The organism is Desulfitobacterium elongatum (genome assembly GCF_055378975.1).
Genome location: NZ_AP038772.1, coordinates 2406714 through 2426486, shown reverse-complemented (window position 1 = coordinate 2426486; position 19773 = coordinate 2406714). Strand labels below are relative to the sequence as shown.

General features: G+C 42.8%; 17 protein-coding genes. 15 read left to right on the top strand and 2 right to left on the bottom strand.

Annotated elements, in window-relative coordinates; translation table 11 throughout:
- The first annotated feature begins 308 nt into the window (after positions 1 to 308).
- The 10 genes from ACZ42W_RS11405 to ACZ42W_RS11360 all read left to right on the top strand — a co-directional run bounded on the left by ACZ42W_RS11405 (position 309) and on the right by ACZ42W_RS11360 (position 12829).
- Positions 309 to 1454, top strand: coding sequence for an acyl-CoA dehydrogenase (locus ACZ42W_RS11405; RefSeq protein WP_464165485.1), 1146 nt, complete (start codon positions 309 to 311; stop codon positions 1452 to 1454).
- A gap of 44 nt (positions 1455 to 1498) precedes the next feature.
- Entirely contained in the window at positions 1499 to 2338 is an 840-nt protein-coding gene (locus ACZ42W_RS11400; protein ID WP_464165484.1) for a 3-hydroxybutyryl-CoA dehydrogenase, read from the top strand.
- Between the two features lie 113 nt (positions 2339 to 2451).
- Positions 2452 to 3594: an acyl-CoA dehydrogenase gene (locus ACZ42W_RS11395; RefSeq protein ID WP_464165483.1), complete on the top strand. Its 1143-nt coding sequence runs from the start codon at positions 2452 to 2454 to the stop codon at positions 3592 to 3594.
- Between the two features lie 358 nt (positions 3595 to 3952).
- The gene (locus ACZ42W_RS11390) at positions 3953 to 5281 is read left to right on the top strand and encodes an acetyl-CoA hydrolase/transferase family protein (protein ID WP_464165482.1); all 1329 of its coding nucleotides are present in this window, start codon (positions 3953 to 3955) and stop codon (positions 5279 to 5281) included.
- 46 nt (positions 5282 to 5327) lie between these two features.
- Positions 5328 to 6506, top strand: a complete 1179-nt coding sequence (locus tag ACZ42W_RS11385) for an acetyl-CoA C-acetyltransferase (protein ID WP_464165481.1) — start codon at positions 5328 to 5330, stop codon at positions 6504 to 6506.
- Between the two features lie 35 nt (positions 6507 to 6541).
- Positions 6542 to 7324 (top strand): enoyl-CoA hydratase-related protein, encoded by a 783-nt coding sequence (locus tag ACZ42W_RS11380; RefSeq protein ID WP_464165480.1) that lies wholly within the window; start codon positions 6542 to 6544, stop codon positions 7322 to 7324.
- A 223-nt stretch (positions 7325 to 7547) separates the two neighbouring features.
- Positions 7548 to 8321, top strand: a complete 774-nt coding sequence (locus ACZ42W_RS11375; protein WP_464165479.1) for an electron transfer flavoprotein subunit beta/FixA family protein — start codon at positions 7548 to 7550, stop codon at positions 8319 to 8321.
- Positions 8322 to 8337: 16 nt separating this feature from the next.
- Positions 8338 to 9324: an electron transfer flavoprotein subunit alpha/FixB family protein gene (locus ACZ42W_RS11370; RefSeq protein ID WP_464165478.1), complete on the top strand. Its 987-nt coding sequence runs from the start codon at positions 8338 to 8340 to the stop codon at positions 9322 to 9324.
- An 86-nt stretch (positions 9325 to 9410) separates the two neighbouring features.
- Positions 9411 to 11468 (top strand): heterodisulfide reductase-related iron-sulfur binding cluster, encoded by a 2058-nt coding sequence (locus tag ACZ42W_RS11365; RefSeq protein WP_464165477.1) that lies wholly within the window; start codon positions 9411 to 9413, stop codon positions 11466 to 11468.
- A 239-nt stretch (positions 11469 to 11707) separates the two neighbouring features.
- Positions 11708 to 12829 carry an FUSC family protein gene (locus ACZ42W_RS11360; RefSeq protein ID WP_464165476.1) on the top strand — a complete coding sequence of 374 codons (1122 nt, stop codon included), beginning with the start codon at positions 11708 to 11710 and terminating at the stop codon, positions 12827 to 12829.
- Positions 12830 to 12916: 87 nt separating this feature from the next.
- Here ACZ42W_RS11360 and ACZ42W_RS11355 read toward each other — a convergent pair whose 3' ends face one another.
- Both ACZ42W_RS11355 and ACZ42W_RS11350 read right to left on the bottom strand, forming a co-directional pair.
- Positions 12917 to 13135 carry a DUF1294 domain-containing protein gene (locus ACZ42W_RS11355; protein ID WP_464170970.1) on the bottom strand — a complete coding sequence of 73 codons (219 nt, stop codon included), beginning with the start codon at positions 13133 to 13135 and terminating at the stop codon, positions 12917 to 12919.
- 80 nt (positions 13136 to 13215) lie between these two features.
- Positions 13216 to 13518, bottom strand: a complete 303-nt coding sequence (locus ACZ42W_RS11350; RefSeq protein ID WP_464165475.1) for a carboxymuconolactone decarboxylase family protein — start codon at positions 13516 to 13518, stop codon at positions 13216 to 13218.
- 204 nt (positions 13519 to 13722) lie between these two features.
- Between ACZ42W_RS11350 and ACZ42W_RS11345 the strand changes: the two genes are divergently transcribed.
- The 5 genes from ACZ42W_RS11345 to ACZ42W_RS11325 all read left to right on the top strand — a co-directional run bounded on the left by ACZ42W_RS11345 (position 13723) and on the right by ACZ42W_RS11325 (position 19676).
- Positions 13723 to 13863 (top strand): hypothetical protein, encoded by a 141-nt coding sequence (locus ACZ42W_RS11345; RefSeq protein WP_464165474.1) that lies wholly within the window; start codon positions 13723 to 13725, stop codon positions 13861 to 13863.
- 500 nt (positions 13864 to 14363) lie between these two features.
- The gene (locus ACZ42W_RS11340) at positions 14364 to 15524 is read left to right on the top strand and encodes a metallophosphoesterase (protein ID WP_464165473.1); all 1161 of its coding nucleotides are present in this window, start codon (positions 14364 to 14366) and stop codon (positions 15522 to 15524) included.
- A gap of 14 nt (positions 15525 to 15538) precedes the next feature.
- The gene (locus tag ACZ42W_RS11335) at positions 15539 to 17296 is read left to right on the top strand and encodes an ABC transporter transmembrane domain-containing protein (protein ID WP_464165472.1); all 1758 of its coding nucleotides are present in this window, start codon (positions 15539 to 15541) and stop codon (positions 17294 to 17296) included.
- The gene (locus ACZ42W_RS11330) at positions 17293 to 19119 is read left to right on the top strand and encodes an ABC transporter ATP-binding protein (RefSeq protein WP_464165471.1); all 1827 of its coding nucleotides are present in this window, start codon (positions 17293 to 17295) and stop codon (positions 19117 to 19119) included. Before ACZ42W_RS11335 ends, ACZ42W_RS11330 begins: the two co-directional genes overlap by 4 nt.
- A gap of 287 nt (positions 19120 to 19406) precedes the next feature.
- Entirely contained in the window at positions 19407 to 19676 is a 270-nt protein-coding gene (locus ACZ42W_RS11325; RefSeq protein ID WP_464165470.1) for a hypothetical protein, read from the top strand.
- The last annotated feature ends 97 nt before the right edge of the window (positions 19677 to 19773 follow it).

Below are 19773 nucleotides of genomic sequence, written 5' to 3'. Positions count from 1 at the left end.
TTGAAGATTTTGAAATCTGGTCATTGAAGTCATTTTTGAACATTCTCAATATATTTTCTACTCTTTCTCAAGAAATATATTTTCAATACAGTGAAGAAGTGTTAGTGAATGGCATGCTTCTTGCAATATATATTAAACAATTAAAAAATTCAAAATAGTAATTAAATTCAACGAATTGGAGAGGAATCTAGCACTTTTCCATCTAAGCGCCCTAGGAATCACTGCCATCTATAGCAGGTCCGCACAAAGAGACGGATATTGCATGAAGTTCACAGCGAGTAATTATTCGCAACGAGGAGGCGGAGTAAATGAACTTCACACTATCCAATGACCAACGTATGATGCGTACGATGGTACGAGACTTCGTGGAAGAAGAAGTGATACCACAATCCGTAATTACAGATGAGACTCACGAATTTCCCCTTCATTTAATTAAGAAAATGGGGGAACTCGGCCTCATGGGGATTCCAATTCCTGAGGAGTATGGTGGATCGGGATCGGACTTCATATCGTACATCCTAGCCATTGAAGAAATCGCCCGCGGTTGTGGATCAACAGCCGTCATCCTTGCCGTTCATACATCCATCGGCACTTTCCCCATACTCTACTTCGGGACGGAAGAACAAAAGCAAAAATACCTACCGAAGCTCGCACGAGGAGAAATAATCGGAGCTTTCGCTCTCACGGAAGAGAATTCTGGTTCAGATGCGTCAAGTTTGGTTACAACAGCGGAGCGACGAGGCGACTACTATGTTATAAATGGCAGTAAACGCTTTATTACAAACTCAGGCTACGCTGGTGTATATACCGTTATGGCTTCCACTGACCGTTCTAAAGGTCCCAATGGAGTCACCGCCTTCCTCGTGGATGCCGATACTCCGGGTTTTATAGTCGGTAAGAAAGAAGAGAAGATGGGCTTACATGGTTCCTCAACCTGTGAACTAATTTTTGAAGATGTTATTGTTCCGGTAGAGAACCGACTTGGTCAAGAAGGACAAGGCTTCAAAGTCGCTATGTCTTTACTCGATGACGGACGAATCGGCATTGGGGCACAGGCCTTAGGGATCGGTCAAGCAGCCTTCGAGGCTGCCTTAGCGTATTCTCAAGAGAGGGTTCAGTTCAATCAGGCGATCATGAATTTCCAAGGGATTCAGTTCATGCTTGCAGATATGGCAACTCAGCTGGAAGCGGCTCGCTTACTCGTCTACCAAGCGGCAGCAAACCGAGTTTTAGGATTCCCGTATAGCAAAGAAGCTTCCATGGCGAAAATGTTCGCCAGTGACACCGCAGTAAAAGTCACTACAGATGCTGTGCAAATCTTCGGGGGATATGGTTACACGAAGGAGTACAAAGTCGAACGCTATATGCGCGATGCTAAGATTACACAGATTTACGAAGGAACGAATCAGATTCAACGTATTGTAATTGCAAAGCATTTAAGAAATAGCATATAGATTAAAACTTCAGATTTAAGAGAGTAAAAATGAGGAGGAATATCATGAAAACCATAATGGTCATTGGAGCAGGTCAAATGGGTTCTGGAATTGCTCAAGTCGCTGTCCAAGCGGGATATAATGTCATATTAAATGACATTAAAGAAGAGTTTGTAGCTAAAGGTATAAAAGGAATTGAGAAAAACTTAAACCGCACTGTAGAAAAAGGGAAATTATCAGCTGAGGATAAGGAAAGTATGCTTGGCCGTATTAAGTCAAGTACCTCGCTCCAAGATGCAGCAACTGCAGATTTAGTTATTGAAGCTGCCGTAGAGAATATGAAGATTAAGGAACAAATATTCAAGACACTTGATGAAGTCTGTCCTGAACATACTATACTCGCCTCGAATACTTCTTCCTTACCAATTACAGAAATTGGAGCGTGTACTAACCGCCCCGATAAAGTAATCGGTATGCACTTTATGAATCCAGTCCCTGTTATGAAGCTTGTCGAAATTATCCGGGGTATAGCAACAAGTGATGAGGTCTATGCACAAATTGAGAAATTAGGCCTTGAAATGGGCAAAACACCTGTCGAAGTCAATGACGCCCCAGGATTCGTCTTAAATCGAATTCTCATTCCCATGATTAATGAAGCCGTCTGGACACTCAATGAGGGAGTGGCTAAGCCTGCAGCAATCGATAATTGTATGAAACTCGGAGCAAATCATCCTATGGGACCTCTCGAACTAGCTGATCTCATCGGACTAGATACGGTACTCGCTATATGTGACGTTCTCCACGAAGGACTCGGTGACAAATACCGTCCTTGCCCACTTTTACGCAAATATGTCAAGGCAGGTTGGTTAGGGCGTAAAACTGGAAGAGGTTTCTATAATTATTAAGTCAATGTTAAATAAATATAATTCTAATTTACGGAGCTACACTTGATGTAAAGGGCATCCAGATAATTAAAAATAGCCCTAACATATAATATTTGAGGGGAGTCGAAGTAAAAATGATGTTTGAATTAACTGAAGACCACTTAATGATGAAGAAAATGGTGCGAGATTTTGCTGAGAATGAGTGTGCAGCAGGGGCTGAAGAGCGGGATGAAAAAGAAGAGTTCCCACGCGAGATTTGGAACCAGATGGCAGAGCTTGGGCTTTGTGGACTTACCTTTCCTGAAAAATTCGGCGGTGCTGAGGCAGATTACTTAACCTATGCGATTACAATAGAAGAGCTCTCCCGAGTGGATGCATCAGTCGGTGTTACCGTATCCGCTCACTCCAGTTTGTGCGCTAACCCAATTTATCTCTTTGGAACCGAGGAGCAAAAACTAAAATATTTAACTCCATTGGCAAAAGGAGAAAAAATGGGAGCCTTTGGACTGACCGAGGCTATGGCTGGTTCTGATTCTTCCAGTACTCGCACGACTGCTGTCAAAGACGGAAATGACTATATTATCAACGGATCTAAAATCTTTATTACTAACGGTAAAGAAGCAGATACATATGTTGTAACTGCTCAGATGGATAAGAGCAAAGGAAATAAGGGTATTGCTGCCTTCATCTTGGAAAAGGGTATGCCTGGATTTAGCTTTGGTAAAAAAGAGAAAAAGATGGGAATTCGTTCCTCAGCCACTTACGAGCTTGTCTTCGAAAATGTTCGCGTGCCTGCTGAAAACCTCTTAGGCCAAGAAGGTCAAGGTTTTAAGATTGCAATGGTTACCTTAGATTTTGGACGAATTGGGATTGCCTCCCAAGCACTTGGGATTGCCCAAGGTGCTTATGAGCAAGCACTTAAATACGCTAAGGAAAGAGTTCAGTTTGGTCAGCCTATTGCTAAGTTCCAAGCGAACGAATTCAAATTAGCCGATATGGCAACCCAGATTGAGGCCGCTAGACTTCTAGTTTATCAAGCCGCTTATCTAGCTACTGAACACAAACCAGTTTCAAAGGCTGCAGCTATGGCTAAATTGTTTGCCGCAGAGACTGCAATGTGGGTTACTACTCAAGCGGTACAAATCTTTGGTGGATATGGCTACACCCGTGATTATCCGGTAGAGCGTATGATGCGTGATGCAAAAATTACAGAAATTTATGAAGGCACAAGCGAGATCCATCGAGTTGTTATTGGTAGCCATATTTTAAAGGGCTAAAGACCTATCTTGCGGTAACTCGCCCTCTGAATTCATATTAGCTGTTAAATAGTTCGAAATAATCGTCAATAAGTGATAGTTTCCGATAGGTAATATGGGGAATTCACCCTATTTTTAGAATTAGTGTAAGTGGGAGTTCACCCACCTATTTCAGGAACTGGTCGCTTATAAGGGGCGTATGCAAAAAAGCAACGCCCCCTCATTATCAACGTGGGCCATATATTTTCTCTTATCAGTCGATTTCAAAACCCAATAATGATATAGCTGATAGTAATCCAGACACAATGGATATTGCTAAAATTCTAGTCTAGAAGATTTATTAAGTGCCTAAGATTATAAAATAAGCGGAGGGGTTTATTTGAGTTACGAAGAACAATATAGTGAGAAACTCACAACTCCAGAAAATGCAGTTCGCGTAGTAAAATCTGGAGATTGGGTAGATTATGGCTCATTCACAGGTCAAGTTATTGCTCTCGATCAGGCTCTGGCTTCACGCAAAGACGAACTGAAGGATGTAAAGATTCGAGCGGTTACTTCTTTAAGGATGCCAGAGGTAGTAAAAGTTGATCCTAACGCAGAGCATTTTACCTTTAACAACTGGCACTTTAGTGGTTTAGATCGTAAGCTTCATGACCAAAACTCATGTTGGTATATTCCCATGCTTTATCACGAACTTCCTGGATATTATCGGAAGTATGCCGATGTCGATGTAGCAATGATTACAGTCACACCGATGGATGAGCATGGTTACTTTAATTTTGGTCCCCAGGTCTCCCATACAAAAGCCCTATGCGAAAAGGCTAAAATTATTATTCTCGAAGTTAATTCTTACCTTCCACGATGCTTAGGCGGACAGGACGAGAATATCCATATTTCAGAGGTGGATTGGATTGTTGAATCCGATCGTCCAATGCTCCAGCTTCCTTCAACAACTCCAAGTAAAATCGACGAAAAGATTGCTTCCTTTATTTTACCGGAAATGGTAGATGGTAGCTGCATTCAGCTTGGCATTGGTGGTATGCCAAATGCTATGGGCAAGATGCTGGCACAATCCGAATTGAAGGACCTGGGAATTCATACAGAAATGTTTACGGATTCTATGGTTGATATGGTTGAATCTGGCCGGGTTACAGGAGCCAAGAAAAATATCGATCGCAACAAGATAGCATATGCGTTTACAATGGGGACGCAAAAAACCTATGATTTTCTGAACAATAATCCCATGTGTGCCAGTTACGCTGTAGATTATGTGAATGATCCCTTTATCATCTCAAAAAATGATAATGTGGCAGCAATCAATAACTGTGTAGAAGTCGATCTCTATGGCCAAGTATGTTCTGAGTCATCTGGAACTCGTCAGATCAGCGGTACAGGAGGTCAATGGGATTTCATGGTTGGGGCTTATCGTTCTAAAGGGGGAAAATCCTTCATCTGCTTAGAATCGACCTTCAAAAAAAATGGGGAAATTTTTTCGCGGATTAAACCTACTTTAACCCCTGGTGCGATTGTAACCGCACATAGAGCAATGGTTCAATACATGGTGACCGAATATGGGATAATCAATCTTAAAGGGAAATCTACCTGGGAACGGGCTGAAGCTTTAATCTCTATTGCCCATCCCCAATTCCAAGATGAACTGGTTGCCGAAGCTGAGCGCATGGGAATTTGGAGAAAAAGCAATAAGTAATCTATTTAGAGGATTATTATATTATTAAGGGAGGTCATATCAAACCATGAAAGAAGTTGTAATTGTAAGTGCAGTTCGCACTCCGGTCGGCTCCTTCGGAGGATCACTAGGGCAACTAAGCGGAGCAGACCTTGGTGCAATTGTTATTAAAGAAGCCGTAAAAAGAGCAGGAATTCAACCCGAACAAGTTGAGGAAGTCATTATGGGAAACGTTCTTAGCGCTGCCATGGGACAGAATCCTGCACGGCAGGCAGCTATGAAAGCAGGGATTCCTCAAGAGATCCCCTCTTGGACGGTAAGTAAAGTATGTGGTTCTGGACTAAAATCGGTTGTTTGCGCAGCTCAAGCTATTCTTTCCGGAGATGCCGATGTGATAGTAGCCGGAGGAATGGAGAGTATGTCCGCAGCAGCTTATGCTCTTCCTAAGGCAAGAAACGGTTACAGGATGGGAAATGACAGCATTATTGATACTATGATAGTAGATGGGCTTACTGATGCCTTTCATAACGTGCATATGGGAATTACAGCAGAGAATATTGCCCAGCAGTACGAAATTTCTCGTGAAGACCAGGATGGCTTAGCACTGCGTAGCCAGAATCGTGCAGAAGCGGCAATCAACGCTGGCACATTCAATGCAGAAATCATTCCAGTCGAAATTCCACAGAAAAAAGGTGCGCCTTTAGTATTTAGTCAGGACGAATACCCCCGCATGGGATCTACACCTGAGACCCTTTCTAAGCTCCGTCCAGCCTTTAAAAAAGATGGAACAGTTACCGCCGGAAATGCCTCAGGAATCAATGATGGTGCAGCAGCTGTAGTCGTCATGTCCAAAGAAAAAGCTGATGAACTCGGTTTACCGATTCTTGCAAAGATTACTTCTTGGGCATCTGCCGGAGTAGACCCTCTGATTATGGGAACCGGACCGATTCCTGCAACCCGAAAAGCACTCGAAAAAGCCGGGCTTAAAATTGAAGATATCGATCTCGTTGAAGCCAATGAAGCTTTCGCAGCTCAAGCGTTTGCAGTCACTCGTGACCTAAACCTGAATATCGATAAAACCAATGTTAATGGTGGCGCTATTGCAATAGGACATCCTATTGGAGCTTCGGGAACCCGAATCCTTGTTACACTTCTTCATGAGCTCCAACGGCGTAATGCTCAAAGGGGACTTGCTACGTTATGCATAGGTGGAGGTCAAGGAATTAGCCTGATCGTAGAGAGATAAATTGGTCTTAGATTATATTGAAAGGGGACGATTGCGTGGAGTACCAAAATCTCATTCTTGAATGTCAAGAACAGATTGCTATCCTTACTATTAACCGCCCCAAGGCATTAAATGCCTTAAATAGCGCAACTTTAGAAGAACTCACTCAAGCCTTCACTAAACTTGCAAAAGATACTTCGATCAGGGTTGTTATCCTTACAGGAAGTGGGGAAAAAGCTTTTGTCGCAGGAGCAGATATTGCGGAAATGAGCACTATGACCCCGATGCAAGCTCGCAACTTTAGCCAGTTAGGCCAAAATCTCATGAATCTAATCGAGAGTATACCCCAACCCGTTATTGCAGCAGTTAATGGCTTTGCTCTTGGAGGCGGAACTGAACTTGCTATGGCCTGTGACTTTCGACTCGCTAGTGAAAATGCAAAATTTGGGCAACCTGAGGTCAGTTTGGGGCTGCTTGCCGGTTTCGGTGGTACCCAACGCCTCGCACGCTTAGTTGGTAGCGGTAGAGCAAGTGAGATTCTTTTCACTGCAGATAACCTGGATGTACAAGAAGCTTACCGAATTGGTCTAGTTAATCGAGTCTATCCGCTTTCCGAGCTCATGACACAAGCTCTTTCCATGGCTAAAAAAATTGCTTCTCGCGCACCCATAGCAGTTCAATTAACCAAGACTGCTATTTACAAAGGACAAAACGTGGACTTACTTAGTGGTCAAGCCTATGAAGCTGAAGTCTTCGGTCTAACCTTTAGCACTCAAGATCAAACGGAAGGCTGCTCCGCTTTCCTAGAAAAACGAAAAGCACTGTTTGCTGGGCAATAGACTGTATATTGTAGCCACTGCTTATTGACAAATGAATGTATCGTTGATTAAAAGGATGCTGTTTTTATAGAAGGTGGAGTTAAGAATAATGGTTTATTCAAAGCAATCAACGTAGGACAACCATTTTTAGACAACCATTTTTAATGGAAACAGCATCTATGGGGTGGGTTAATATTCATTTGAAGCTTTTATTAGAAATAATTCCACTGAGGAGGAAGAAAAAATGAATATAATCGTGTGTATCAAACAGACATTTGATACTGAAGCTAAAGTTGTTCTAGATAAAGAGGGTAAAGTTGATTCAGCCGGTGTTACTTTAGTCATTAATCCTGATGATGAGTATGCAGTTGAAGAAGGAATCCGCCTCAAAGAAAAATTTGGCGGCGAAGTAACCTTGGTGTCTATAGGTAACAGCAATACCATAACGGCTCTGCGCACCGCTTTGGCCATGGGTGCAGACAAGGCAGTTCTGATTGATGACCCTGCCCTGACAGACTCCGATGAGCTGGGCGCAGTTGAAGTGCTGGCAAAATCTATCTCTTCGCTCAACTATGATATTATATTGACGGGTAAAACCGATGTTGATACTGGAGCTAGCCAAATCCCCGTACGCCTGGCAGAAAAGCTTAATCTTCCTTCAGCCAATATGGTAACCAAGCTAGAAATTGATGGAACAAAGGCTACAACAGTACGAGAAATTGATGGGGGAAAAGAGACGCTCGAGTTAACCCTACCCGCAGTTATCGCTGTTCAACAAGGCATCAATGAACCCAGATATCCATCCGTACCTGGAATTATGAAAGCTAAAAAGAAAGAGCTAAAAACGTTTACCCTTGCAGACCTAGGAATAGATGCAGCAAGTGTAGCAGCTACAATGAAAATTGAAAAACTCAGCTTGCCGTCAGCCCGTGGGAGTGTGCGTCTTATCCCTGGAGAGCCAGCGGATGCAGCCAGTGAATTAACAAGAATCCTGTCCCTAGAGAAGAAAGTACTGTAAGAGGAGGAGTATAGAAATGGCTAAAATTTTGGTATATATAGAACAAAGCAATATGAAGATACGCAGAGTATCGTTGGAAATATTGAGTAAAGCCAGGGAAATCGCTGACCAAGCGGGAGACGAAGTCGTTGCCGTACTGCTAGGACAGGGGGTCGAAGCTTTAGCTAAAGAAGTCATTCCTTATGGAGCGGATAAAGTGATTGTCGTGGATGATGCCCAGCTTGCTAACTATACGACAGGTGCTTATACCTCAGTTATGAACAAACTGATCAAGGAACAGGAGCCTCAGGCTTTCCTGCTTGGCCATTCAGCTCTAGGTAGGGATTTAGCACCTCGCCTAGCTCAGCGACTCGGAGTAGGCATGGTTGATGATTGCATCGGTATGGAATATGACGCAGCCTCTTATCTTACGTTCAATCGACCGATCTTTACCGGAAGAGCGTTTGCTCAAGTTTCCACAGCGGTACGCCCAATTATTGCCACGATTCGTCCTAATACCTTCCAAGTTCAGGAACCGGACAGCAATCGCCAGGCAGAGATTGTCAAAGCGAATGCCCAAATTGATGCAGACGATTTACGGGCAATTGTTAAAGATATCGCTATCGCAGTATCGAAACGCCCAGATCTCGTCGAGGCTGATTTTATCGTAGCAGGCGGACGGGGTATGAAGGATAAAGAGGGTTTTGGTGTTCTGGAAGAGTTAGCCGATGTAGTGGGTGGGGCCGTAGGGGCTTCAAGAGCGGCTGTTGATTCCGGATGGATTGATTTACAGTACCAGATTGGACAAACGGGTAATACCGTAGCACCAACACTTTACATTGCTTGTGGTATTTCCGGGGCAATCCAACATCTTGCTGGCATGACCTCCTCCAAGGTTATCGTTGCGATTAATAAAGATCCAGAAGCCAACATCTTTACCGCAGCGGATTTTGGCATAGTCGGAGATTTATTTCAAGTTGTTCCCTTATTAACACAGGAATTCAAAAAACTCGTTAACCAATAAAACAACAAGATGACAGCGAAGTGAAAAACGCTTCGCTGTCTAACTAAATTATTTGAAACTTTAGTTTGGTAAAGGAGGTTTATAAAATGCGTTTAACGTGGCTCATTATATTTTTAGTTCTTGCAGGTGCAGCAGGTTATGGCTTTACTATCGCACTTCGTAAAAAAATTAATATTTTAATGTTAGCTGCCAAAGAAGAAGAATTTGATCAACCTAAAGTGCGCATCATGAATTTCATTATGAATATCCTAGTCCAGAAGAAAATGATAAAAGAACCTTATGGAGTCATTCATTTCTTCATTTTTTGGGGATTTATTTTTATTGGCATTGGAGAGATACCCTTTATATTCGAAGGATTGTTCCCGAACTACGCTATACCGTTTCTGAGCACCAATCCCTACTTTTTTCTTATCAAAGATATCTTAGCAGCTATGGTGTTCCTTGGGTTAATCGTTGGACTCATACGGAGATGGATAATCAAGCCTAAACGCTTATATCGCACGATGGAAGCAGCCTTAGTCGTTATATTTATTATGCTCGTTATTCTTACCGAATGGATGTCAACGGGTGCTAAATTTGCGTTGGAGCCACACATTGCAGCTTATGCGCTTGATCCCATGTATAATTTAATGGCAACTATGATGAGCGGGCTGAGTGACTCGGCCTTAATAGCACTTAGAGATGTTGTTTGGTGGCTCCATATGGTTATCTTACTGACCTTTTTGGTCTATATTCCGAATTCTAAGCACATGCATTTGATTGCAGCGCCTTTCAATGCCTATTTGGCATCCTTGAAACCCATTGGCGGTCAAATGAAGCCCTTGAACCTGGAAGATGAAACCGTATCAGAATTTGGAGTATCACGGATTGAAAACTTTACTTGGAACCAATTATTAGATAGTTTTGCCTGCGGCGAATGCGGAAGGTGTATGGAGAATTGTCCAGCGACAAATTCAGGAAAACCCTTAAACCCTAAAGAACTTATAAGCCGGACTTTGAAGAATCACCTTCTTGAAAAAGGAGCTGTCATGCAGAAGTATGGCTTAACGTCAACAGGGGAAGAGTCTGCCGAAGCAATAGCTAAGATTGCTGAAACGAATCCTGAAGACGCAGCAATTTTAGAGAAGAGTTTAATCAATGATGTGGTCACTGAAGATGTAATTTGGTCATGTACGACATGCATGTCCTGTCAAGTCCAATGCCCTGTATCGAATGAGCATGTGAATAAAATCATTGATATGCGCAGATATCTTGTTACCATGGAAGGGAACTTTGCCCCGGAACTTCAAACAGCCTTCCGTAATACAGAGAATAACTCTAACCCCTGGGGAGTGGGTTGGAACAAACGTGCCGAATGGGCTGCTGATCTCAACGTAAAACAGTTGAGTGAAGTTGAAAACCCTGAGGATGTTGAATATCTGTACTTTGTTGGGTGTGCAGGCTCCTTCGATGGCAGAGCAAAAAAAGTCACTACAGCAGTAACCAAAATACTCAATGCAGCAGGAGTGAACTTTGCCATACTAGGAGCAGAAGAGAAATGTTGTGGCGATTATATCCGACGTGCTGGTAATGAATATTTGTATCAATCCCTCGTAGCAGAAAATGTAGAGACCTTGAATGGATATAAGGTCAAGAAAATTATTACCGCATGTCCACATTGTCTCAATACGCTGAAAAACGAGTACCCACAATTTGGTGGCAACTACGAGCTCGTTCATCATACTCAGTTTATTAACGAGCTGATCAACGATGGCAAGCTTAAGTTAAACAAAGATGTCCAAATGGAAGCTCAGAAGATTGTTTATCATGATTCCTGCTATTTAGGCCGCTACCAACAAGTGTATACCTCACCAAGAGAACTCTTTAGCAAGATTCCTGGAGTCCAATTGGTGGAAATGGATCGTAATCATGATAAGAGCTTTTGCTGTGGTGCCGGTGGAGGCAGGATGTGGATGGAAGAACATCTTGGCGAAAGAATCAATAACATGCGAGTAGATCAAGCACTTGCCAAAGAGCCCCAAGCCATTGGTGCCAATTGTCCCTATTGCATTACGATGTTAGAGGACGGAGTTAAAGTTAAAATGGATGACGATGCACAGATTCCGGTTGTCGATCCGGCCGAACTTATTGTCAAGATGATTTAAGTTCGATCTTGGCTATAATATAACGGGAATACGACCTCATTGGTTGTATTCCCGTTATATGTCTTTACAAGATGGTATTTGTATTCCCAGGTGAAGGGGCAATACATTACCTTCTCTTTCGAAAATCTAACGACTTGCGAGAAAGGCCCAAAAAGTCTATACTCTATATAACATTTTCGAGAGTGATAGGGCTATCAGCCCACATACATCTTCTCGAGGGTTAAGGAGGTAGGATTTCTTTGCTTTCCAAATTCTTTCGATGGTTTGGGCCTAGAATTCTAAAAACCGGTTTAGGCGTTACTGTGGCCATGCTAATCTGTCAGCTTCTGCGAATTCAACCCGCTACCTTTGCAGCAATTACCGTTGTCATCAATATGCAACCTTCCGTTACTAAAGCACTATCAAACGCTTGGGAACAAATCTCCATTCATCTCGTATCTATGGCTCTCGCTATTGTACTCGGATTGCTCTTGGGGAATAATCCCTTTGTCATTGGGTTAGCTGTCATTTTAATTATTGGTATTGCTAATCGTATCAGATGGGAAGGAGTTACCCTAGGGATTGTCTCTATTATTTTTATTCTTGATGCCCCTCCTGATCAATTCCTTATGCATGCTTTAACGCGTTCTTTATCTATTTTTATCGGATTAGCTGTTGCACTCTCAATTAACCGTGGTCTTGCACCGCCACGCTACAAAAAAGCTCTTAAAGAAAAGCTGTATTCTCTTTTCAACGATTCTTCACTCTTCTTTCATGAAAGCATAGAACACTTTGTGGACTCGACCCCCCTCAACGATTATGAAAAAGCCCAGCCCACTGATTTAGAGGCTCGTCTTGACCAAGTCATGGAACTCTATGAACATGCACGAGATGAGTTTAATTCGAAGGATAAGGCTCTAATCATGGAACGTCTTATTGAACTCAGTCGAGGTTTCATTGAACGAGGGGAAAACATCGAAGAGATGACTCGGCAAAGGGTAAAACGTCGTCAAGCAGCCGATTCCCCCCTTCTCAGCGGGGATGAAATTAGTCCTGAATTCCAAGGTGTACTCGAAGTTATTCTTGTTGGGAAGGAGAAGCTCACAAGTCTTCGAGATAACGTTCAACTCGGCTTGACACAACGCCATTCTTCTATGTATACAGCATTGGACCCTGAATACTGGTCAAAATTTGATCAGGCCATGGATCTATGGCAACGGACGGTCAGTGGGGTATTTTACCTAAGGGCTATGATGGAAGTCGCTGTTGTTGCCACTGAGATGAGGTGGGCATCTAAACGTATGAAGTCCATCAATAATCTAAATAGCACGAAAGAACCAAATCCGTCAATGCGGAATTCCCGATCCTTTAAGAAATTATAATGAGTAAAGTGCACTAAAAGCCTAACAAAACGCCGATAAAAGAATTGCTCTTTTATCGGCGTTTTATTAGGCTCATCAATTGTAAACTTATCGGCTAACCACAGTCCAAATTCCATATATCACAACTATATTAAAAATAAAAAGGAGAGGAACACCGTAAACAAAACTATTGTGCTTCGTCTTATGGTGGAAAAACTGCATTCCTAACCACACCCCAGGGGCCCCACCCCCTAAAGCGAGAGTGAAAAACCAAGCTTCAGGGATTCTCCACTGCTTTCTTCTGGCCAAAGATTTATCTCTTCCCATCAGAAAGAATGCGATAAGATTAAGCAGCAAAAATAGAATCAGTAGAGGTGAAATAATACTCTGCAATATGTTCAAACCACTTACTCCTTATCTTTGAAAGCTGCAAAGGAGGAGATTAGAACTGAGTTTCCAGAAGCAAAATAAGCAAGACGCAATGCTTCTGAGATTTCCTGATCAGTGACGCCAATCTTCCGAGCTTGCTGGGCCAAGCTAGTAACTCCCTCTGATGCCCCCAATGCCGCGTCTAAGGCTAAGGCAATCAACGTTCTGGTTTTCGGATCTAGAGATCCTTCTGCCAGGGAAAGAGAAACCATTTTCTCCATTACTTGTGCGAATTTCGGATCATAACTCTCTAGTGCTTTTAAAAAAGGGGGTAATGCCATAGTAAAAAACCTCCTCATCAAATATTGCTTTTTAAGTTAAATAGGATCAATCGAATAAGTCAATAGGTTAACTGAAGTCAATAGGTTAACTGAATTTGGATACTTCTAACATACCAAGGAGAGGTCAGGATGTCAAAAATAATTTTCTTCAGATAGGGTATCCTAATCATTAGAAAACTTTTTGTATGCTAAAGGAGGAGGACTATGTCAAAACCCAAAGAGAAGAAAAACATTAAAGACATAACCCGTAAGAAGACTATAGCAAATAGTGATCCGATTCCGCCTTTTGATGCACATGATAATGATAAAATAGGGCGTGCAGCAGATTCCAAAGAGCGTGTTTAGTTTGGTGTTTATTAATATGTCTAGATACTAGATTCAGTTTGCTTTGCTGCTTAAGATTTATTCTTAAGAACTATTCTTGACAATTAAGAGATGTAAGGGTAAAATATACAACGAGCTGACATTGAGAAGCGCTCTAAGAGCGCACCGAAAATGGGAAAACACCTGCTATGGACGGCAGGTGTTTTCATTTGCCACCTTAGTAAGAGACCATCTCGATTTAAAGTGAGATGGCCTTTTGCTAAGGTGGCAAAAAATTATAGTGTTTAAGAATTTTAGAGGAATTAACGAGCTAATTCACGAAGAATAATCTCTTGTCATGAAGAACGCTACTCTCTACAAAAGAGGCGCCCATGGATTTTACTTTGGATTAACCTAAAAGTAAATTGCGCTCAGGACAAGGACCGCACTTCTTTTTGTGACGAATAGGTCTTTTCATAACAAATATGCTATCATGATTGAGTATACCATAGAGAGTAAGGAAGGGGGCCCGAATTCGTTCTATGTTCATTTTTTTGATTATTATTGCACTTGCCCTATATGGTGGTATCAACTTTTGGATTGGCCTTCGAGCCTGGCAAGGGCTTTTTAAATACCTGCCTCATGCTGCAAATTTTCGTGCGACCTATTGGGTTCTCTTTACATTAGTTGCATTTTCCTATATCCTGGGACGTTCATTACAGAATTTTTTCCCTGCGACCCTCAACCGAATTATCGCCTGGGTGGGTTCTTATTGGATGGCTGCAATGTTTTATCTTGTTCTCATCCTGTTTGTTTTTGAAATCTTTAGCTTAGCTGATCGATTCCTACATATCCTTCCTATGAGCATTAAAGAGAATCCCTCATTTCCTCTGGTCATTGGGCTCACAATCTTTCTTGCAATCACAGGAATTCTTGCCTATGGGTCCTGGAATGCTATGAATCCTCAGATTCATCGTTATGAACTCACCATAAATAAAAGGGCAGGGGAACTCAACGATCTTCATCTCGTTATGGTATCCGATATACATCTCGGTACGATCCATCAGAATTCCACTTTGACAGGGCTTGTAGAACGTGTCAATAAACTTGACCCTGATTTAATCTTGCTTGCTGGAGACGTGCTTGACGAAAACGTTGAAGTCTTTATCGAGCAGAATATGGCCGATACCTTTAAACTACTCAAAGCCAAATACGGAGTCTTTGCCTCCCTGGGGAACCATGAATACATTGGAGGACACTCAGAAGAGGCCATTCAATATCTAGGAGAAGGGGGAGTTAAAGTTCTTCGCGATGAAGCCTTACAAGTGGCTAACTCCTTCTATGTGATCGGCCGAGATGATGCCAGTGGGGGACGCTTCCGGGGAGTAAAACGTTCAGATTTACACCCTCTAGTTGAGCCTCTGGATCGAAGCCTCCCGCTTATCCTCCTAGATCATCAACCCTCCCAGATTGATGAGGCTGTCGATGAAGGAATCGACGTCCAATTTTCCGGGCATACCCATCGGGGGCAAATGTGGCCAAACCAATATATAACCCAACGAATTTTCCCGCTGGATTGGGGACTTTTACAAAAAGGCAACTTTAATCTTATTGTCTCCAACGGCTATGGCACCTGGGGCCCACCCATCCGAATCGGAAATCAACCAGAAATCGTGGATATGCATATTAAATTTACTCCATAGAGAGGAGCTTCCATTTGCGTCTTTTTCGCGACTTATTCTGGTTTTTTAAAATAGAAAAGAGAAACTACCTGGCTGGAATTGGAATCTTGGTCATGGTCGCAGCTTTGAATCTCTACCCTCCCTATGTGATAGGAAAAATCGTGGATGGGGTGAGTCACCAGACCTTGACCGAAACCATTCTTTGGCCTAAGCTCCTATCCCTTTTAGGGTTAGGACTCTTAGTGTACTCCCTACGTTACACCTGGCGGATGATGATTTTCGGCTCTGCGGCAAGGCTTAGCCGTCTTTTGCGTAGCCAGCTTTTCGAGCATTTCACCCGTATGTCTCCAGGCTTTTATCATAAGTATCGTACAGGAGATCTTATGGCCCATGCCACAAATGATATTCAAGCTATCGAGATAACTGCTGGTATGGGGGTCTTGACCTTAGTGGACTCCTTAGTTACCGGTGGCTTTGTCATTTTTTCCATGGCTTATTTTGTGAGCTGGAAACTAACTCTTATCACACTCCTGCCTATGCCCATTATGGCTTGGACCTCGAGCTATTACGGCACCTTGCTCCACGATCGATTCTTTAAAGCCCAGGAAGCGTTCAGCGATTTAAATGATAAAGTTCAGGAGAATATTTCGGGAGTTCGGGTAGTTAAGGCCTTCGGACAAGAAGGGGAAGAGATCGAATTCTTCAAGACTCTTTCTGAAGATGTGGTGAAGAAGAATTTCGAGGTCGCTAAAGTGGACGCACTCTTTGACCCGACCATCATGTTAGTTGTTGGTTTTTCCTTCTTTCTTGCTATTGCCTTTGGAGCCCGAAGTGTTGTAAGCGAACAAATTACGCTTGGACAACTTACTCAATTCACTCTCTACCTTGGACAGTTTATCTGGCCAATGCTTGCTTTTGGATGGCTTTTTAATATCATGGAGCGAGGTAGGGCTTCCTATGATAGGGTAAGAGACTTACTCCAAGTAGAATCTGAGGTCAAGGATAAATCATCCGTGTTGTCGATCGCACCTGAGGGGAATTTAAACTTTGCGATCGATACATTCACTTACTATGGTCAATCTATCCCCGCCTTGAAAGGAATTTATTTTACTCTCAAGAAAGGGCAAACCCTCGGTGTCGTTGGGAAAACGGGAAGTGGCAAGACGACCTTATTCCGGGTTCTCTTAAGGGAATTTGATGGGACGAAAGGGGATATACGAATTGGGAATACTTCGATTTACGACCTCTCGCTCGATACATTACGTTCTGCCTTCGGCTACGTTCCGCAAGACCATTTTCTATTCTCCACGACTATTGCTGAGAATATTACATTAGGAAAGCCAGCCGCAAACCCATTGGAAATCGAGAAAGCAGCCAAAACGGCATGCATTCATGACGATATTCAGCACTTTGAAGAGAAGTATGCAACTCTTGTGGGTGATCGGGGCGTGACGTTGTCGGGTGGACAAAAACAACGTGTTGCGATCGCCCGAGCTCTTCTTCTAAATCCCGAGATTCTCATTCTTGATGATTCCTTATCTGCTGTAGATGCCAAAACTGAAAAACAGATCCTCAATGCCTTAAAAGAGAACCGTTCCCAGAAAACAACCTTGATTTCCTCACACCGACTTAGTGCGATTGAACATGCCGATCTAATATTAGTTCTTCAAAACGGAAGCATCATCGAAAGCGGTTCTCATGCAGAGTTGATGGAAAAGAAGGGCTGGTATGCGGGGACTTTCCAGGCTCAGCAACTCGAAAGTCTGATTGAGGAAGGGGGTGGGCTGAAGTGAGTGTCACAGATTTCGCCCCTGAAAACACCGTTGAGAAACCCCAAGGACTCGCTAGTCAACGTCGAACAATAGTGAGGCTACTCAACTATTTAAGACCCCACGCCAAATCACTTACGTTTGCTTTTGTCGTCTTAATCCTGGCTACTGCAGCCGACGTCGCAGGGCCGGTACTTGTAAAGATATTTATTGATCAGTATCTAACCCCTCGGATCTTCGAGCAATCAGCTCTCTTATTATTGGGTGCAGGATATCTTATCCTCGTGATGTTATCCGCTATCCTTCACTATCTACAGCTTCTGAAATTTAATCAGATTGCCTTGCGCATCATCCAGCACATACGCGTGGAGGTCTTTAGTAAAGTTCAGTATCTCGGAATGAATGTTTTCGACAGGACACCCGGTGGCGCTCTCGTCTCTCGCATTACCAATGATACAGAAGCTATCAAAGAACTTTATGTCGGGGTCTTATCTACGTATGTTCAGAACTTTGTGTTCTTAATAGGTATATTTATAGCGATGTTCAGCTTGGACAAACGCCTTGCTACGTTTTGCCTGATTCTACTTCCCTTAGTTTTCATTCTCATGCAAATTTATCGAAGCTTAAGTTCAAAGGTGTATCGTACAGTACGACTCGAACTGAGTCATTTGAATTCGAAGCTCAATGAATCTATTCAAGGGATGAACCTAATCCAGGTTATGCGTCAGGAAAGGCGCTTCCGTAGTGAGTTTCAAGCGATCAACGAAAGGTATTATCGTGCAGCCATTGCTAATATTAAACTCGATAGTTGGCTCATGCGCCCAGCTGTAGATCTGCTTTACACCCTAGCCTTCATTCTCGTCCTGGGCTTCTTCGGTCTTGAGTCACTTATCGGTCCAGTTGAAGTTGGAGTTCTCTATGCCTTTATTAATTACCTCGACCGTTTTTTTGAACCTGTAAATATGATTATGATGCGCCTTTCACAGCTTCAGCAGGCCATTATCGCCTCGGAGCGCGTCTTTGAACTTCTCGATGATGAGAGGCTCTCTCCGACTGTGAATATTCAAGGCAAAGAAAATGAACAAGGTTTTGATGTTAGAAAAATTGAGCAAGGAAAAATCGAGTTCAGAGAGGTTAGCTTTTCTTATGATGGAGTCACCGAGGTTTTGAAGAACATTTCGTTCACCGTTCACCCAGGTCAGACGGTCGCCTTAGTAGGACACACTGGAAGTGGAAAAAGTACCGTCTCTAATCTCCTAATGCATTTTTACCAGCTTACACAAGGAGAAATTCTTATCGATGGCCTTCCACTCTCAGGATACGCTGAAGATGAACTCCGACAGAAAATTGGACTCGTGGCCCAAGATCCCTTCCTCTTCGTGGGAGATATCGCGAAAAACATCCGTTTAGAGCGACCGAACCTCTCTAATGAAGACGTCAAGGCAGCAGCAGAATTTGTTCAAGCCGATGAATTCATCCGCAAATTACCGCATGGATATGAGGAACCCGTTAGCGAACGGGGATCCACGCTCTCAAGTGGTCAGCGTCAACTCATTTGCTTTGCTCGAACTATAGCAGGGCAACCCAAAATCCTAATTCTCGATGAAGCAACCGCTAGTGTTGATACAGAAACGGAAGAAGCGATTCAGGTCGCCCTCAGCAAGATGCGCCAAGGGCGAAGCACCATTGCCATCGCCCATCGACTCTCTACGATTCAAGATGCCGACCTTATCCTTGTTCTTCATCGAGGTCACATCGTAGAGCGTGGCACCCACGCTGAACTTTTGGGCCAAGAAGGTTTATATTATAAGATGTTTCTACTTCAGCAGAGACAGCAGTTACACTAGTAATCTAGGTATATTTCGCAATAAGAGGCTGTCGCAGAATAAAATTTGCGACAACCTCTTATTGCTTTCTGACATATATCGAGTCTAAGGAATTGCTGTCTCGATCTTCTTGTAACGGTAATTTAGACTAACCTCGTTAGAGGTCAGGATAACTCCTACTTAAAGCTTGTCTCTCTTACTGGGAGCGAGATATCATCTTTTCATAAATTTAACCTTCAACTTTCGTTCATTCCGCTTCTTGAATATGGTAAGATAAGGTTGAAATCCATACATGAGGAGAGATGCTGATGAACGATGATGTAGCAGTCATAGAAGGAGTTTATGATCTATTATATCCAAACGTACCAGCTTCACTTCATAGATGGGGGAGAGTCGTGTGGCTTCATCAGGTTGAAATCGGTTCAAGTGGGCAATTGTTATTTGTAGAAGATGGAAAATGGAAACGGACTCATTTGAGTTGCATTTCAAACATCATTAAAACAACAGACTATTGTGAGATATTTACTCAAAGTAGTATATATAGACTAAGGTTCCTTCAAAAAGGTATTTTGACCTAGCCAAGCAGGGTTAAACATTTTTTCTTTTCAGGAGGTTTTCAAAGTGAACCTTTTTGAGTGAAGTCGAATCTATTTAATTCATGCTTCATGTCGTGGT